The 14787-nt window shown below is 61.4% G+C and carries 17 protein-coding genes; 7 read left to right on the top strand and 10 right to left on the bottom strand.

What is annotated here, in order from left to right:
• Positions 1-17: 17 nt before the first annotated feature.
• The 3 genes from coxB to DXT88_RS04225 form a co-directional block, all read right to left on the bottom strand.
• Positions 18-1190: a cytochrome c oxidase subunit II gene (gene coxB, locus DXT88_RS04235; RefSeq protein ID WP_265211758.1), complete on the bottom strand. Its 1173-nt coding sequence runs from the start codon at positions 1188-1190 to the stop codon at positions 18-20.
• A 42-nt stretch (positions 1191-1232) separates the two neighbouring features.
• The gene (locus tag DXT88_RS04230) at positions 1233-1670 is read right to left on the bottom strand and encodes a DUF2244 domain-containing protein (RefSeq protein ID WP_321161098.1); all 438 of its coding nucleotides are present in this window, start codon (positions 1668-1670) and stop codon (positions 1233-1235) included.
• Positions 1671-1932: 262 nt separating this feature from the next.
• On the bottom strand, positions 1933-2868 hold the full coding sequence (locus DXT88_RS04225; protein ID WP_265211757.1) for a methyltransferase domain-containing protein: 936 nt from the start codon (positions 2866-2868) through the stop codon (positions 1933-1935).
• A gap of 147 nt (positions 2869-3015) precedes the next feature.
• On the opposite strand from DXT88_RS04225, the gene DXT88_RS04220 reads away from it, so the two are divergent.
• Positions 3016-3759, top strand: coding sequence for a double zinc ribbon domain-containing protein (locus DXT88_RS04220; RefSeq protein WP_265211756.1), 744 nt, complete (start codon positions 3016-3018; stop codon positions 3757-3759).
• Between the two features lie 22 nt (positions 3760-3781).
• Positions 3782-4264, top strand: a complete 483-nt coding sequence (gene trmL, locus DXT88_RS04215) for a tRNA (uridine(34)/cytosine(34)/5-carboxymethylaminomethyluridine(34)-2'-O)-methyltransferase TrmL (RefSeq protein WP_265211755.1) — start codon at positions 3782-3784, stop codon at positions 4262-4264.
• 62 nt (positions 4265-4326) lie between these two features.
• Here the strand turns inward: trmL and DXT88_RS04210 are convergent, their stop codons facing one another.
• The 4 genes from DXT88_RS04210 to DXT88_RS04195 form a co-directional block, all read right to left on the bottom strand.
• Positions 4327-5121 (bottom strand): ABC transporter ATP-binding protein, encoded by a 795-nt coding sequence (locus DXT88_RS04210; RefSeq protein ID WP_265211754.1) that lies wholly within the window; start codon positions 5119-5121, stop codon positions 4327-4329.
• A gap of 1 nt (position 5122) precedes the next feature.
• Positions 5123-6016 (bottom strand): ABC transporter permease, encoded by an 894-nt coding sequence (locus DXT88_RS04205; protein ID WP_265211753.1) that lies wholly within the window; start codon positions 6014-6016, stop codon positions 5123-5125.
• A 150-nt stretch (positions 6017-6166) separates the two neighbouring features.
• Positions 6167-7141: an ABC transporter substrate-binding protein gene (locus DXT88_RS04200; RefSeq protein ID WP_265211752.1), complete on the bottom strand. Its 975-nt coding sequence runs from the start codon at positions 7139-7141 to the stop codon at positions 6167-6169.
• 73 nt (positions 7142-7214) lie between these two features.
• Positions 7215-8192 carry an ABC transporter substrate-binding protein gene (locus DXT88_RS04195; RefSeq protein ID WP_265211751.1) on the bottom strand — a complete coding sequence of 326 codons (978 nt, stop codon included), beginning with the start codon at positions 8190-8192 and terminating at the stop codon, positions 7215-7217.
• 289 nt (positions 8193-8481) lie between these two features.
• Between DXT88_RS04195 and DXT88_RS04190 the strand changes: the two genes are divergently transcribed.
• A complete protein-coding gene (locus DXT88_RS04190; protein ID WP_265211750.1) occupies positions 8482-8832 on the top strand; it encodes a DUF2946 family protein in 351 nt (116 codons plus the stop codon).
• Positions 8833-8881: 49 nt separating this feature from the next.
• Positions 8882-9388 carry a copper chaperone PCu(A)C gene (locus DXT88_RS04185; protein ID WP_265211749.1) on the top strand — a complete coding sequence of 169 codons (507 nt, stop codon included), beginning with the start codon at positions 8882-8884 and terminating at the stop codon, positions 9386-9388.
• A 93-nt stretch (positions 9389-9481) separates the two neighbouring features.
• Here DXT88_RS04185 and rfaE2 read toward each other — a convergent pair whose 3' ends face one another.
• The 3 genes from rfaE2 to DXT88_RS04170 all read right to left on the bottom strand — a co-directional run bounded on the left by rfaE2 (position 9482) and on the right by DXT88_RS04170 (position 11797).
• The gene (rfaE2, locus tag DXT88_RS04180) at positions 9482-9955 is read right to left on the bottom strand and encodes a D-glycero-beta-D-manno-heptose 1-phosphate adenylyltransferase (protein ID WP_265211748.1); all 474 of its coding nucleotides are present in this window, start codon (positions 9953-9955) and stop codon (positions 9482-9484) included.
• Between the two features lie 127 nt (positions 9956-10082).
• On the bottom strand, positions 10083-10940 hold the full coding sequence (locus tag DXT88_RS04175) for a ferritin family protein (RefSeq protein ID WP_265211747.1): 858 nt from the start codon (positions 10938-10940) through the stop codon (positions 10083-10085).
• Between the two features lie 140 nt (positions 10941-11080).
• Complete coding sequence (locus DXT88_RS04170; protein WP_265211746.1) at positions 11081-11797, bottom strand: PhaM family polyhydroxyalkanoate granule multifunctional regulatory protein; 717 nt, start codon at positions 11795-11797, stop codon at positions 11081-11083.
• A 116-nt stretch (positions 11798-11913) separates the two neighbouring features.
• Here DXT88_RS04170 and DXT88_RS04165 point away from each other — a divergent pair, with 116 nt between their 5' ends.
• From DXT88_RS04165 to queC, 3 genes are all read left to right on the top strand, one after another.
• The gene (locus DXT88_RS04165) at positions 11914-13002 is read left to right on the top strand and encodes a DUF3108 domain-containing protein (protein ID WP_265211745.1); all 1089 of its coding nucleotides are present in this window, start codon (positions 11914-11916) and stop codon (positions 13000-13002) included.
• Between the two features lie 178 nt (positions 13003-13180).
• Positions 13181-13972: a DUF3108 domain-containing protein gene (locus tag DXT88_RS04160; RefSeq protein ID WP_265211744.1), complete on the top strand. Its 792-nt coding sequence runs from the start codon at positions 13181-13183 to the stop codon at positions 13970-13972.
• 41 nt (positions 13973-14013) lie between these two features.
• The gene (gene queC, locus DXT88_RS04155) at positions 14014-14742 is read left to right on the top strand and encodes a 7-cyano-7-deazaguanine synthase QueC (RefSeq protein ID WP_265211743.1); all 729 of its coding nucleotides are present in this window, start codon (positions 14014-14016) and stop codon (positions 14740-14742) included.
• The last annotated feature ends 45 nt before the right edge of the window (positions 14743-14787 follow it).

The following is a 14787-nucleotide window of genomic DNA, read 5'->3' as shown; positions in this document are numbered from 1 at the left end:
GTTCTCACTTAGTTCAGTTACTTGCGCGCAGCCAGGACCTCGGCCGGTTGGACGATGTTTTCTTGTGCTTTGTTGGACCAGCTGTTGCGTGTGTAGGTGATCACGGCAGCGATTTCGGTGTCGTTCAAGACCGATTTCCATGCCGGCATGGCGTTCTTGCCGTTCAGCACGACCGCGATCTGCGCAGCCTTCGGTCCGTTCACGACCGGATCGCCGTCCAGTGCAGGGAACGCGCCCGGCACGCCCTTGCCGTTGGCCTGGTGGCAGACTACGCAATTGGAGGTGTAAACTTTTTCGCCGCGCTGCTTGAGTTCGTCGATGGTCCAGACCTTGGTCGGATCGTCAGCCTTGGCAGCCATTTCCTTCTTCTTGCCGTCGACCCAGGTCTTGTAGTCGGCGTCGCTGACGACATTGACCACGATAGGCATGAAGGCGTGATCCTTGCCGCACAGTTCAACGCATTGACCGCGGTAGGTGCCGATCTTTTCAGCCTTGAACCAGGTGTCGCGCACGAAACCGGGGATCGCATCCTGCTTCACGCCGAACGCCGGAATGGTCCACGAGTGGATCACGTCGTTGGCGGTGGTGATGATGCGGACTTTCTTGTTGACCGGCACGACGACGGGGTTGTCGACTTCGAGCAGGTAATTGTCGTTTTTCTTCAGCGAAGCATCGGTGATCTGTTCACGCGGCGTGGCCAGGTTGGACAGGAAGGAAATGCCTTCGCCTTCGCCCTTGAGGTAGTCGTAGCCCCACTTCCATTGCATGCCGGTGGCCTTGATGGTCAGGTCGGCGTTGGAGGTGTCTTTCATCGCGACCACGGTCTTGGTCGCCGGCAGCGCCATGCCGATCACGATCAGGAACGGAACCACGGTCCAGGCGATTTCAACGGTGGTGCTTTCGTGGAAACTGGCCGACTTGTGGCCAAGGGACTTGCGGTGCTTGAGGATGGAGTAAAACATGACGCCGAACACGGCGACGAAAATGACCAGACAGATAATCAGCATCAGATGATGCAAATCGTAGATCTGTTCCGCGATCTGCGTGACCGGCGGTTGGAAATTGGTCTGCAACACGGCCGGACCACCCTGGCTGTCGACGACTTTATCACCCCACGCCCATGACGGCACGGAAGCCGCCAGGAGCGATGCACCAAGTAGCAAAGAGTGAAGGCGCTTCGCAATTATCATGATTTCCTCAAAAGCCCAAAATAATTATAAGAATTGTGCCGACTACCTGACGTTACTGCTTGCTGATAACTCGCGTTCCAGCTCCAGTGCGAATTCGCGTCTCTTCCATTCCGTCAGGTGCCGACCTACATCGACTCGTATTCCAGAGGACTCCAGCCTCACCAGTTTCCCAGCTGAGTGAGACCCTGCCGGCCCAATATGCACATGCTGCAGATCGAGCCTGTAACGACTCGTTTTTCCTGCCTGTACGCATTCGACCAGCAAACAATCTTCGACCAGCGCGATATATTCGCGATCAGTCGCATGACGTGCATAAATCAGAAAAGCAAAACCGACTGCGGACAACTCAAGTACGGAAAAAACCAATATGTACCAGGCTCCACGCAAAGTGAAAACCAACGCTGCTGTCAGTGAAACCGCGCAGAGGATCGCGAAAACCTGCCCCAATTGGCGCGGCGCAATCGAACAGTTGCGCTTCAACAGCCACTCCCGCTTTACCATCGGACATTCTCCAGGCCGTTGGGCCGAGCACGTCCGCACAAGCTAAAACCCTCGGAGTATAAGGGGTAACAGTAAATGTTATCAAGCGGAATAAAGTCGCTTTTTCGCTCTTGACACAATGCCTTTTCAGGCCCTGAAACAATCAATTCCGCGTCCCGAAATCCACCTTCGGCGCGCCCTGCAATGACTCGGCAGTTCGACTTCACGGCATTCATCGGCGGCTCCTTCGGCGGCGGCCCGGCTACTTTCTGGGCAAATCGAAGCGGATGATGGCTTCGCCGCCGGCCGTGGTCTTGGGCACGGGCCGGAAGGCATGGCCGTAAATCACCTCGAAGCTCAGCGGTATCTTGCCGTCGGCGCCGCGCTGCCGGTCAAGCGCCTGCAGCAGGCGGGCGTGGCCGGCGCGGCCGAGCAGGCCGCGCCGCCGGCTTTCCAGCGGATTGCCGCCCCAGGCGCGCAAATCGGCCAGCAGGCGTTGCGGAGAGTCATACGTGACCGTAATGGCCTCCATATCCATGACCGGCGTCGAAAAGCCGGCATTGACCAGCATGTCGCCGAAATCGTGCATGTCCACGAAGGGCAGGCTGTGCGGATCGGCATCGACGGCCTCGAAGGCCGTGCGCAGTTCCTTGAAGGTATCCGGCCCGAAGCAGGAAAACATCAGCAAACCCTCGACCCGCAAGACCCGGCGCCATTCGGCGAAGACCCGGTCCGGCTGCGGATGCCAGTGCAACGCCAGGTTGGACCAGACCATGTCGAGCGCGTTGGGCGCAAACGGCAGCTGCGCGAAATCGGCACAGGCGAGGCTGGCGCCGCCGCCCGGATTGGCCGCGGGCAGCCATTTGTTGAGCAGGCGATTGACGGCGGACTGCGCGGCAAGCTGGTGCTCGCGCGCCAGGGCCACCATGTTGAAGGCGCCGTCGAGACCGACGACCTGGGCGTCCGAAAAGCGCTTTTGCAGCGCGGCGATGTCGGCGCCCTCGCCGCAGCCTGCATCCAGCACGCGCTGCGGCTCGATCTTGATCAGCAGCAGGCGCTCGAGCATGCGCGCCGATACCTCGCGGCGCAGGAAATCGGATTCCGCCACGCGCGCCGGTGTCGAGAACAGGCGGCGCACCAGGGGCAAATCGATGGGCGCGCTCAATTTGGCGCTGGCATTGGGCGGTGGCAAAGACATGAAAAATTCGGACGGACAAGATGAGATAATCGGCGCTAGTTTAGTCCAATTCCTCTTTTCGGGTGCGCCGCCGCCGCGACGCGGCCCCAAATCCGGACCGGTTCCTCGCACGTACGCACATACGCACACTCACGCAATCCACAACCCATGCTCTCGCGCCTGCTGACGATTTCCCGCCGCCTGCTTCCCTTCGGACGCCTGCTGCCGTCGTCTTGCGTGCTGTGCGGGCAGACCGACCGTGAAGCGCTGTGCCAGTCGTGCCGGACGCGCTATTTTTCGATCCGGCCGCGGCGCTGCGTGCAGTGCGCGACGCCGATCCCGACCACCGCCAGGGAAATCCGCTGCGGCGACTGCCTCAGGCACAAGCCCGCCTTCGACGCCACCGTGGTCGCCGGCGACTATGCCGCACCGGCCGACCAGCTGGTGCTGGCGCTGAAATTCGGCGCCACGCTGCCGCTGGCGCCGCTGCTGGCCGACATGCTGCGCGAGGCGCTGGGTCATTACACTGAACGCGGCCTGCCGCTGCCGACCTTGATGACGGCCGTGCCGCTAGGCCCGGGACGCCTGCAGGAGCGCGGCTTCAACCAGTCGCTGGAAATCGCGCGGCCGCTGGCGCACGCACTGGATGTCCGCCTGGAGCCGCAATTGCTGGTGCGCCTGCGCGACACCCAGGCGCAGGCGACGCTGCCCAACGACGAGCGCAAACGCAACATGCGGCGCGCCTTCGTGGTGCCTACCACCGCCATGAATCACGTGCGCGGCGCGCACATCGGCGTGGTCGACGACGTCATCACCACCGGCGAGACGCTCAATGAAATTGCCGAAACCCTCAAGCGCTTCGGTGCGCGGCGCGTGACCAATATCGTGTTCGCCCGCACCGCGGCGAAGTAGTCACCTCATCAAGGAGAGTTATTTGTTCCACGTCGTCCTGGTAGAACCGGAAATCCCGCCCAACACCGGCAACATCATCCGCCTGTGCGCCAATACCGGCGCGCAATTGCATCTGATCGAACCACTCGGCTTCCCGCTCGACGACGCCAAGATGCGACGCGCCGGACTGGATTACCACGACTACGCCAGCATGCAGGTGCATCCGGACTGGGATGCCTTCATCGAGAAACGCAAATCCGATCCGGACTTCGACTCTGCGCGCATGTTTGCGCTCACCACGCATGGGTCGACGCCGTTTGCGAGCGTGGCGTTCCGTCCCGGCGACGTGTTCGTGTTCGGCGCCGAAACGCGCGGCCTGGCGCCGGAACTGCGCGAATCCTTCCCGGCCACCCAGCGCATCCGCTTGCCGATGCGGCCCGACAACCGCAGCCTCAACCTGTCCAACACGGTAGCCGTGGTGGTCTATGAGGCATGGCGGCAGAACGGCTTTGCCGGCGGCGCATAGAATGTGAGCGCCCAATGAAAAAGGCCGCAATCGCGGCCTTTTTCATTGTGCAGAGACTAAGCTCAGCCGAGCAGCAATGCGTCGTCGGACAAGACTTCGCCGCGCGTACGCTCGAACATCTTCAGCAAGTCCGGCACGTCCAGGCCGGCGCGTTCTTCACCCGACACATCCAGCACCACCTGCCCCTGGTGCAGCATCACGGTGCGGTCGCCGTAGTCGAGTGCCTGGCGCATGCTGTGGGTCACCATCATGGTGGTCAGCTTGCTTTCGGCGACGATCTTGGCGGTCAGCTCCAGCACAAACGCGGCGGTCTTCGGATCGAGCGCGGCGGTGTGCTCATCCAGCAGCAGGATGCGCGACGGCTGCAACGACGCCATCAGCAGGCTGACGGCCTGGCGCTGGCCGCCGGACAAGAGGCCGATGCGGTCGGTCAGGCGTTTTTCCAGACCGAGGTTCAGGATCGACAGTTTTTCGCGGAACAGCTCGCGCATGTTGCGCTTGATGGCGAAACCGAAGCCGCGGCGCTTGCCGCGCGCCATCGCCAGCGCCATGTTTTCTTCGATGGTCAGCGCCTCGCAGGTGCCGGCCATCGGATCCTGGAACACGCGCGCCACCATGCCGGCGCGATCCCAGGCTTGCTTTCTGGTGACGTCGACGCCGTCGATTTCAACGCTGCCGGTATCCACCAGCAAGTCGCCCGAAATCGCATTGAGGAAAGTCGACTTGCCGGCGCCGTTGGAACCGATCACGGCGACGAACTGGCCGGTCGGGATTTCCAGGTTGAGGCCGCGCAGGGCGGGGTTTTCAATCGGAGTGCCCGGATTGAAGGTGATCTTGAGTTCTTTGGCCTTCAACATGTCAGGCTCCCTTGCGCAGCAGTTTCAGCTTGCGCTTGCCCATCGGCAGCACCAGCGCCAGCATGACCAGCACGGCGGTGACCAGGTTCAGGTCTTGCGCTTGCAGGCCGATGAAATCGCTGTTCAACGCCAGCGCGATGAAGAAACGATACAGGATCGCGCCGAGGATCACGGCCAGCGTGGTCAGCACCAGACGTCGCGCCGGCAGGATGTTCTCGCCGATGATGACGGCCGCCAGGCCGATCACGATGGTGCCGATGCCCATGGAAATGTCGGCGCCGCCCTGGGTCTGCGCAAACAGCGCGCCGCCCAATGCGACCAATGCGTTGGCCAGCGCCATGCCGGCCAGCGTGGCGCGGCCGGTGGCGATACCCTGGGCGCGCGCCATGCGGGCGTTGGCGCCGGTGGCGCGCATGGCCAGGCCGATTTCGGAAGAGAAGAACCAGTCCAGCAGCAGCTTGGCGACAATCACCACGACCAGCAACACCAGCGGACGCTCGACATAGTCGGGCATCCAGTCCGGCAACAGAATGCTGAAAATGGTCGGTTCGTTGATCAGCGGCACGTTAGGCTTGCCCATCACGCGCAGGTTGATGGAATACAGCGCAATCATCATGAGAATACTGGCCAGCAGATCCATGATCTTCAGGCGCACGTTCAGCCACGCGGTGGTGAAACCGGCCAGCGCGCCGGCCAGGATGGCCACGCCGGTGGCCAGGAACGGGTTGTAGCCGGCGGCGATCATGGTGGCTGCAACAGCGCCGCCGAGCGGAAAACTGCCGTCGACGGTCAGGTCGGGAAAGGTGAGGATGCGGAAGGAAATCAGCACCCCGAGGGCGACCAGGCTGAAAATCAGGCCGATTTCCAGTGCGCCCAACAGCGTATACAGCGACATAAAAAGGTCTTTCTAAAAAAACACATTCGGCATGGGCACGTATGGGTAAATACACGCCAATGCCGAATGTCCTCTGAAAATCACGGCATGCGCCGTCGGTAACGCCGCATGCCGTGCTTCAAGATTACTGCGCCGAACGGATTGCTCCGATCAGTTGATGACCTTGGTTGCCGACTTGAGGAACTCAGGCGACAGTGTCACGCCTTGTTTCTGTGCGGCGGAAGTGTTGATGTACAACTCCAGGTTCTTGCTGGTCGACGATGGGATGTCGCCCGGCTTTTCACCCTTGAGGATGCGCGCCACGATTTTACCGGTCTGGCGGCCCAGGTCGTAGAAATTCACGCCCAGTGCAGCCACGGCGCCGCGCTTGACGCTGCCCGTGTCGGAAGCCAGCAGCGGAATCCTGGCGTCGTTGCAGACCTTGGCCAGCGACTCGAAGGTCGAGACGACCACGTTGTCGGTGGTGGTGTACATCAGGTCGATCTTGCCGATCAGGCTCTTGGCGGCCGGCGCGACGTCAACCGAGCGCGGCGCAGCGGCCTCCACCAGCGTCATGCCCTGCTTTTCCAGCACGGCCTTGATGGCGTTGAGCGCCGAGACGGAATTCGATTCGCCCGGATTGTAGACGATCCCGATGCGCTTGGCGCTTGGCAGGACCTTCTTGATGATCTCGACCTGCTTGACCGGATCCAGCATGTGCGACAGGCCGGTCACGTTGGTGCCGGACGGGCCCCAGTCCTTGACCAGTTGCGCCGCGATCGGATCGGCGATGCCGGAGTAGACGATAGGGATGGTCTTGGTCGACGCCACCAGCGGCTGCGCCGACGGGGTGCCGATGGCGACGATCACGTCAGGGTTGTCGCCGACGAATTTCTTGGCGATCTGGCCGGCGGTGCCGGCATTGCCCTGGGCGCTCTGGAACTCGAATTTGAAACCCTTGCCGCCCTCGTAGCCTTCGGCCTTGAGCTCGTCGCGGGTGCCGTCGCGTACGGCGTCCAGCGCCGGATGCTCGACGATCGATGTGACCATGACGCTCTTGTCCGCGGCCAATGCCGGCGCAGCGCAGACAGCCGCCAGTGCAAGTGCGCCGGTAATGGCGCGCAAAGTTTTACTCAATGTGAACATATCCTCTCCTCTGTGATGCTGTGTATGAAAAAGCGCCTCTAGGCGGGCGCTTGCTTTTTCGCTGATGACCGATTTATTTGATGACTGTCTTGGCCGACTTGATCAGGTCAGCCGACAAGGTCACGCCTTGTTTTTGCGCAGCGGTCGTATTGACGAACAGTTCCAGCTTGCTGCTGGTGGCCGAAGCGATGTCGCCCGGTTTTTCGCCCTTCAGGATGCGTGCGACGACCTTGCCGGTCTGGCGGCCCAGGTCATAGTAGTTCACGCCCAGCGCAGCAATCGCGCCGCGCTTGACGCTGTCGGTGTCGGAGGCGACCAGCGGGATCTTGGCGTCGTTGCCGACCTTGACCAGCGCTTCATAAGCGGACACGACGTTGTTGTCGGTGTTGGTATAGATCACGTCGACCTTGCCGATCAGGCTCTTGGCGGCGGAGCCGACATCGACCGTGCGCGGCGCAGCGGCTTCGACCAGCGTGATGCCGGACTTGCCGAGCAATTCCTTCATGGCCTTCACGACCACGGCGGAATTGGCTTCGCCCGGGTTGTAGACCATGCCGACGCGCTTGACGCTGGGCACGACGCGCTTGATCAGGTCGACTTGCTTTTCCAGTTCCAGCAGGTCGGACACGCCGGTGACATTGGTGCCGGACGGCTTCCAGTCCTTGACCAGTTGTGCAGCGACCGGATCGGTCACGCCGGAATAGACGACCGGGATGGTCTTGGTGGCGCTGACCAGGGCCTGGGCCGAAGGCGTGGCGATGGCGACGATGGCGTCAGGCTTGTCGCCGACGAATTTGCGGGCGATCTGTGCCGCAGTGCCGGTGTTGCCCTGGGCGCTTTGGTATTCCCACTTGAGGTTCTTGCCGGCTTCGAAGCCTTCATCCTTCAGCTCGTCCTTGACGCCGTCGCGGACGGCATCCAGAGCAGGATGCTCGACGATCGCGGTAACCAGAACTGCCTTGTCCGCAGCCAGCGCCGGCGCGGAGCAAACCGCAGCCAATACAAGGGTGCCAACCAGGGTGCTCAACGACAGTTTTTTCATGCTGGACATGAATGTCTCCTCAAAATTATTAGATGAAACCGGCAAAAGACGGTAAGTCTAGCCTAGCGCCTGCCAACAATCAATTTGCGTCGGCGATTTCGGCGCTGCGGCAAAATCGCATGAAATCACATAAAAGCGGGCCGATTCGATCAAAAGACTTCATCCGATGCGATCTTTCGCACATCCGTTCGTATTTCCCCGAAATCCATCCCGGCGGCGCGTTGTCTACGGCGAAACGCCTTACCGCCAGGGTGCTGCCGCCGTGCAAGAAAAACCCGCTTGCTATAATCTGCGCCCTATGCCGAGCTTCCTCCGCCCCGTCGCTGCCTGGATCGCCATCGCCTGCCTGGCGATTGGCAGCCTGCTGCCGCTGGCGTCGGTCGCTGCGGTCAAGTCCTCGCCCGACATGGCCATGGCGATCTGCTCGACTTCTGCTTCATGGCAAAGCCAGTCCGGGACGCCCGGGCAGATGACGCATGCGCATTGCCTGTACTGCAGCGGCGGCCAGCCATATCACCTGGATTTTCCGGACAGCAATGTGGATGCCTTCCGCGCTGCTTTGGTCTACACCACGGCGCCGGTGCGCCAACGCGTGTCGCAACTGCAGCGATTGCGCGAAGACAGCTGGGCGCGCGCGCCGCCAGCCTGAGGGACGCACCGCAAGACCGACCTCCCTCTTTCACTTTCCAAGGATATCCATGTCCCATCGTCATTTATTTTCCCGCCTGGCCCTGATCGCCGGCATCGCGCTGAGCGGCGCCGCTTCCGCTCATGATTACAAAGCCGGCGACCTTCAGGTCGGCCACCCGTGGGCACGTCCGACCGTGCCCGGCCAGCCGTCCGGCGGCGCTTATTTGAGCATCGAAAACAAGGGCAAGGCCGGCGACAAGCTGCTGTCGGTCAGCTCGCCTGTTGCAAAATCCTCTGAAATCCACACCATGTCCATGGACGGCAACGTCATGAAGATGCGCGAAGTCGGCAGCATCGACATCAAGCCATCCGAGAAAATCGCCATGCAGCCCGGCAACGGTTATCACATCATGCTGATCGGCCTGAGCCAGCCGCTCAAGCTGGGCGACAAGATTCCGCTGACGCTGACGTTTGAAAAAGCCGGCAAGCTGGAGGTGTCGATCTACGTCGAAGACAAGACCGCCGGCAAGGACGCGAAGGACGCCAAAGACGGGATGGAGCACATGCATCACTGATGTGCCGCGTGCGCTGACCGCGACCAGAAAAAAAGCGGCCCACGGGCCGCTTTTTTCATCCGCGCCCTGAGCGCCGCAGCGCCGGGCTGACTTTTACTTGCGTACCTTGGCCAGCAGCTTGGTGGTCGAGCGATCGTGTTCGAACGCGATCGCCACGGATTTTCCGCCGTAGGCCGCCACGGCCTGCCCTTCCGGAATCGCCGACATGTCGTAATCGCCGCCCTTGACGTAAATCTGTGGGCGCGCCTCCTGAACCACTTCCAACGCCGTGTCTTCATCGAAGGGCACCACCAGCGACACCGACTCCAGCGCGGCCAGCACGGCCATGCGGTCTTCGCAGGTATTGATCGGACGATCATCGCCCTTGCCGAGACGTTTGACCGAGGCATCGGTGTTGGCCGCCACCACCAGCGAGGCGCCTTCGGCGCGCGCCTGCGCAAGGTAGGTCACGTGGCCGCGATGCAGGATGTCGAACACGCCATTGGTCAGCACCACCGGCTGCGGCAAGGCGGCGACGCGCGCTTGCAGATCGGCGCGGCTGCAGATTTTCTTCTCGAAATCACTCATGGGAAATTCCAGATAACAGTTGCGTTGTACGGTTGCTTAACGATTGCTTAGGTTGCGTTGCACAGTCACATTCACATGTAAAAAAGCCGCACCTGAGTGCGGCTTTGCCGATTCGGAAGCGACCCGGTCAGGCGGCGGCGGGACGTGCCGGCGGCGCCATGCGCGTGACGATTTCCTTGCGATAGCGGTTGAGCTCCTGCACGGTCTCGAACGTGCGCTCAAACAGCAGCGACATGTTGTGCAGAATGCGGTCGACGACCTTCTTTTCCCACTCGCTGTCGAACTTGATCTGCGTGTCGAGCCAATGCTCCAGCCACTCCGGATCCGGCAGACGGCTCTGCACGGTGTCGTTCGGGAACAGCGCCTGATTGACGTGCAGGTTGGTCGGGTGCAGCGGCTTTTCGGTACGGCGGGCGGAGGCCATCAGCACACCGATCTTGGCGAAGGCGGCACGCGCGGTGTCGCCGACTTCGACCAGGGCTTTTTTCATGTAGCGCAGGTAAGCGCCGCCGTGGCGCGCTTCATCCTGGCTGATGATCTTGTAGATTTGCTTGATGACCGGCTCGGTGTGCCAGTCGGAGGCGCAGCGATACCAGTGGTTCAGGCGGATTTCGCCGCAGAAGTGCATCATCAGCGTTTCCAGCGGCGGCGCCGGATCGAATTCGAAGCGCACGTTGTGCAGCTCTTCTTCGGTCGGTGCGAACTCCGGCTTGAAGCGGCGCAGGTATTCCATCAGCACCAGCGAGTGTTTTTGCTCTTCGAAGAACCATACCGACATGAAGGCGGAAAAGTCGCTGTCGCCGCGATTGTCGCGCAGGAACATTTCCGTCGCGGGCAACGCCGACCATTCAGTGATCGCATTCATGCGAATGGTCTGGGCTTGCTCGTCGGAGAGCAGAGAAGCGTCGAATTTGTCCCAAGGAATATCTTTATCCATGTTCCAGCGGACTTGCTCGAGCGATTTAAACAGTTCTGGGTACAGCATTCTGACCTTGCCTATGATTTAACTTGTTGATTTTACCAAGAATTTTCCCCGTCCCCATACTAAAACGGCTTCATTTCAGAATGATGACAAGCGGCAAAGTCTCGCAAATTATGCGGACAAATGTTGTTGTTTTGCGCCGATCAAGGGGATTTTGGCTTGCGGGGGGCTGGCTTGGGTTTGCGAGATTGTACAACAGTCGATTTGGCGCGTGTTCGCGGTTTGGCTGCGGGCTTGGCTTTTGTTGTTTTTTTCTGAGCGGCCGGGGCTGGTGCTTTGGCATCTTTCCCGGCTGGCGGCTGATCGGCCAGCACGTTGCCGACCGCCTGCTGGAATTGCTCCTGCAGCAAGTTCCACCATGCCGTCGGATTGGCCATCGACGCCTGGAAATCGGGCGCGGCGGGGTCGGGCTTGGCTTCTGAAGCGGCCGGCGCGGCGGCGTCAGGCTGAGGCGCCTTTTCAGGTGCAACTTCCGGTTCGGATTGGGGCGCAGGGGCCGGTGCAGCTTCCGCCGCCGGCTTGCCTTGCGGCGGCCATGCCGGGAAGCCGAACGGCGAGCCCGTCTTCGCGGCTGCTGCGCCCTCGCCTTCACGCGCCGTCAGGATCGCGCCCATCGCCTGCAACGTCGTCAGCGTGGCGCTTTGCACTTCCAGCGTTTGTATCGTGGCGCGCAACATGTTCATGTTGAGTTCGAGCCAGGAGGCGACCGTCTTGAGGTCGGAGATCTTCTTGTTGATTTCTTCCACCGACAGCGACGGGATGCCGATCGCCGGCGTGCCCATGCTGCCCCACATCTTGCGCATGAATTCCATGGTGTCGGAAATCGATCCGGCGCCGGGCATGTTGTTGTGGTTCAGCATTGCAGTCTCCAATCGGCAAAATGATCACGTAAGGGTTGCGACGATTGTACGTGGTTTGCACAGGCGAGCAACGCATTCCTCGCCTCCCGATCGCGAGGGCGCGATACACTTGCGCCATGACAGAAGCAACGGCTTTTCCACCCACCAGGCGCTGGCGCATTGCCGCGCTGATCCTGCTCACCATCGTGCTGCACGTACTGGCCATCCACTGGGGCAAGGCGTATTTCAACGCGACCGACACCGATGCACACGCGACGTCCAGCGTGAGCGTCACGCTGCGTCCGCTGGAGTTGCCCAGGCAGCCGGTGTCGTTGCCGGTGGCTGCCGCACGGAAGCTGCCGAAAACCGTCAAGCCGCGTCCGCCGGCCTCACCGGCACCAGAGGTCTCCAATGCCGTTGCTGCCGTCGACGCCATCAGCGACACGCCGTCGACCGTGAACGCAGTTGCGCCGGAACCGGTGCACGCCGCCGCCTCTGCCGAACCCGCGCCCGCATCCGCACCTCCCACAGACGACAGCCCGCCCGCCGTTCAGGGTACGCAATATCACATCGATCCGCCACCCTCCGCCGAACTCGAATACGACGTGCTGGCGTTCTCCGACAACCTCACCTGGCATGGCACCAGCACGCTGGACTGGAAAACCGACGGCAGCCGCTACACAGTCGACGGCGAGGTGTATACGCGCCTGTTCGCCAAGATCGCCTTCCTGAACTTCACCAGCAGCGGCGAGATCGGCACGTTCGGCGTCGAGCCCGAGCTGTACACCGAGAAGAAACGCAATCGCCCCGTCACCAATACGCACTTCAACCGCGAACGCAATCTTGTCAGCTTTTCCGCCTCGACCACCAATTATCCGCGCGCCGGCGGCGAACAGGACCGCGCCAGCCTGATCTGGCAACTGGCCGCCATCGGCCGCGGCGACAGTGCCAAATTCGCGCCCGGCGCGGTCATCGACATGTTCGTAGCCGGCGTGCGCGATGGTGAAGTGTGGCGCATGCAAGTCGTCGGCCAGGAAGAAATCCGCCTCATCACCGGCGCCGCCCAGGTCTGGCACGTCGTGCGCCAGCCGCGCCCGGGATCGTACGAGCAGCGCCTCGACATCTGGCTGGAACCGGGCCGGCAATGGTATCCGGCGCGGCTGCGCTTTACCGAAACCAACGGAGACTATCTGGAACTGTCGCTGTCCAAGCTCAAGACGCCGTGACGAAAAACTCTACGGCAAAAACCCGGCAATAAAAACTCTATAAAAAACTCTATAAACTAGCGCCATCGAGCGTGGTCGAACAAACCAGCAACGCTCCGAAAAACCGTAGGCATGCATCGTCCCGGCAGATACATCGACATCGCCGCCGGACAGTTGCCGAATTTTCAAGTGATCCCACATGCATAGTCAAACCGTCAACACTTCCTCGCAGCGCTTCCTGTCGCGCCTGGTCTGCGCCTTGCTGCTGAGCGCCACCGCCGCCATCGGCCCCCTCGCGCTGGCAGCCGATCCGGCCGAACATCCGGTGCTCAAGCGCAAGGTCAGCCTGCCGCCGTCGGCCGACCTCCACTACAACATCGAAGCCAAGCAAAGCGGCCTGCAAGTCACCGGCGAATCGACGGTCAAGTGGAGCAACGCCAACGGCAAATACAGCGTCAACGCCGAAACGCGCGCGATGCTGGTCGGCAAAATTCTCGAAGCCACCAGCGAAGGCGACATCGATGCGTTCGGCCTGGCGCCGGCGCGCTTCGTGGAAAAACGCTTCCGCCGCGAAGCGTCCACCACCACCTTCAACCGCGAAACGCACGCCATCAATTTCACGCAATCGACTGAAACCTATCCCCTCAAGGGAGGAGAACAGGATCGCACCAGCATCATCTGGCAACTGATCTCGGTGGCGCGCGGTGCGCCGGACAAGTTCACCAACGGTTCCGAATGGCAGTTCTTCGTGGCCGGTCCGCGCGACGCCGAACAATGGAGCTTCAAGGTGGTCGGCCGCGAAAAGATCAAGACGAAACAAGGCGAGGTCAACGCCGTGCACATCTTCCGCGCGCCGCCGCCGGACGACAAGAGCCAGAAGCTCGACATCTGGCTGGCGCCGTCGTCGGACTGGTATCCGGTGCGCCTGCGCTTCACCGATCCGGATGGCGACTTCATCGAACAGACGCTCGATAACGTCAGCAAAAAATAACGGCAACGGCATCCACACCCCATCAATAAAAAGACGGAAACATGAACATCGCAACAACACCACGTCCCTCCCTGCCGCACCGCGCGCTGGTCCTTTTCAGCGGCGGCCAGGACTCCGCCACCTGCCTCGCGTGGGCGCTCTCGCGCTATGAAAAAGTCGAAACCATCGGCTTCGACTATGGCCAGCGTCACGCCATCGAACTGACAGTGCGCCCGGCGCTGCTGGAAAAAATGCGTGGCTTTTCGGACGAGTGGAACAACAAGCTCGGCGAAGATCACATGGTCGATCTGTCCCTGATCAGCAAGATTTCCGACACCGCGCTGACGCGCGACGTTGCCATCTCGATGCAGGAAAACGGCTTGCCCAACACCTTCGTGCCGGGCCGCAATCTGCTGTTCATGACGGTGGCGGCGACGGTGGCCTATCGACGCGGACTGGATGTGCTGGTGGGCGGCATGTGCGAGACCGACTTCTCGGGTTATCCGGATTGCCGCGATGACACCATGAAGGCCTTGCAGGTTGCGCTCAACCTCGGCATGGCGACGCAGCTCAAAGTCGAGACGCCGCTCATGTGGATCGACAAGGCAGCCACCTGGCGCCTGTCGGAAGAACTCGGCGGCAAGGCGCTGGTCGACCTGATCCGCGCGGATACGCACACCTGTTATCTGGGCGAGCGCGGTGCCTTGCACGACTGGGGTTACGGTTGCGGCACATGTCCGGCCTGCGACCTGCGGGCGCGCGGTTACCAGCAATACGTGCAGGCCGCATGAGCACCTGATGCCGACATCTCAGGCGTAAAAAAACGGCAGGGTCGC

It is taken from the genome of Herbaspirillum lusitanum (assembly GCF_026127345.1).
GTDB lineage: Bacteria > Pseudomonadota > Gammaproteobacteria > Burkholderiales > Burkholderiaceae_D > Herbaspirillum > Herbaspirillum lusitanum.
The sequence above is the reverse complement of the archived record's forward strand: the minus strand, read 5'-3'. Positions and strand labels throughout refer to the sequence as shown.

Bases quoted from the DNA above. Each gene is read 5' to 3' on its own strand.
- coxB (WP_265211758.1), bottom strand. From the start codon at position 1,190: ATGATAATTGCGAAGCGCCTTCACTCTTTGCTACTTGGTGCATCGCTC.
- DXT88_RS04225 (WP_265211757.1), bottom strand. From the start codon at position 2,868: ATGTCTTTGCCACCGCCCAATGCCAGCGCCAAATTGAGCGCGCCCATC.
- DXT88_RS04220 (WP_265211756.1), top strand. From the start codon at position 3,016: ATGCTCTCGCGCCTGCTGACGATTTCCCGCCGCCTGCTTCCCTTCGGA.
- DXT88_RS04210 (WP_265211754.1), bottom strand. From the start codon at position 5,121: ATGTTGAAGGCCAAAGAACTCAAGATCACCTTCAATCCGGGCACTCCG.
- DXT88_RS04205 (WP_265211753.1), bottom strand. From the start codon at position 6,016: ATGTCGCTGTATACGCTGTTGGGCGCACTGGAAATCGGCCTGATTTTC.
- DXT88_RS04200 (WP_265211752.1), bottom strand. From the start codon at position 7,141: ATGTTCACATTGAGTAAAACTTTGCGCGCCATTACCGGCGCACTTGCA.
- DXT88_RS04195 (WP_265211751.1), bottom strand. From the start codon at position 8,192: ATGTCCAGCATGAAAAAACTGTCGTTGAGCACCCTGGTTGGCACCCTT.
- DXT88_RS04190 (WP_265211750.1), top strand. From the start codon at position 8,482: ATGCCGAGCTTCCTCCGCCCCGTCGCTGCCTGGATCGCCATCGCCTGC.
- DXT88_RS04185 (WP_265211749.1), top strand. From the start codon at position 8,882: ATGTCCCATCGTCATTTATTTTCCCGCCTGGCCCTGATCGCCGGCATC.
- rfaE2 (WP_265211748.1), bottom strand. From the start codon at position 9,955: ATGAGTGATTTCGAGAAGAAAATCTGCAGCCGCGCCGATCTGCAAGCG.
- DXT88_RS04175 (WP_265211747.1), bottom strand. From the start codon at position 10,940: ATGCTGTACCCAGAACTGTTTAAATCGCTCGAGCAAGTCCGCTGGAAC.
- DXT88_RS04170 (WP_265211746.1), bottom strand. From the start codon at position 11,797: ATGCTGAACCACAACAACATGCCCGGCGCCGGATCGATTTCCGACACC.
- DXT88_RS04165 (WP_265211745.1), top strand. From the start codon at position 11,914: ATGACAGAAGCAACGGCTTTTCCACCCACCAGGCGCTGGCGCATTGCC.
- DXT88_RS04160 (WP_265211744.1), top strand. From the start codon at position 13,181: ATGCATAGTCAAACCGTCAACACTTCCTCGCAGCGCTTCCTGTCGCGC.
- queC (WP_265211743.1), top strand. From the start codon at position 14,014: ATGAACATCGCAACAACACCACGTCCCTCCCTGCCGCACCGCGCGCTG.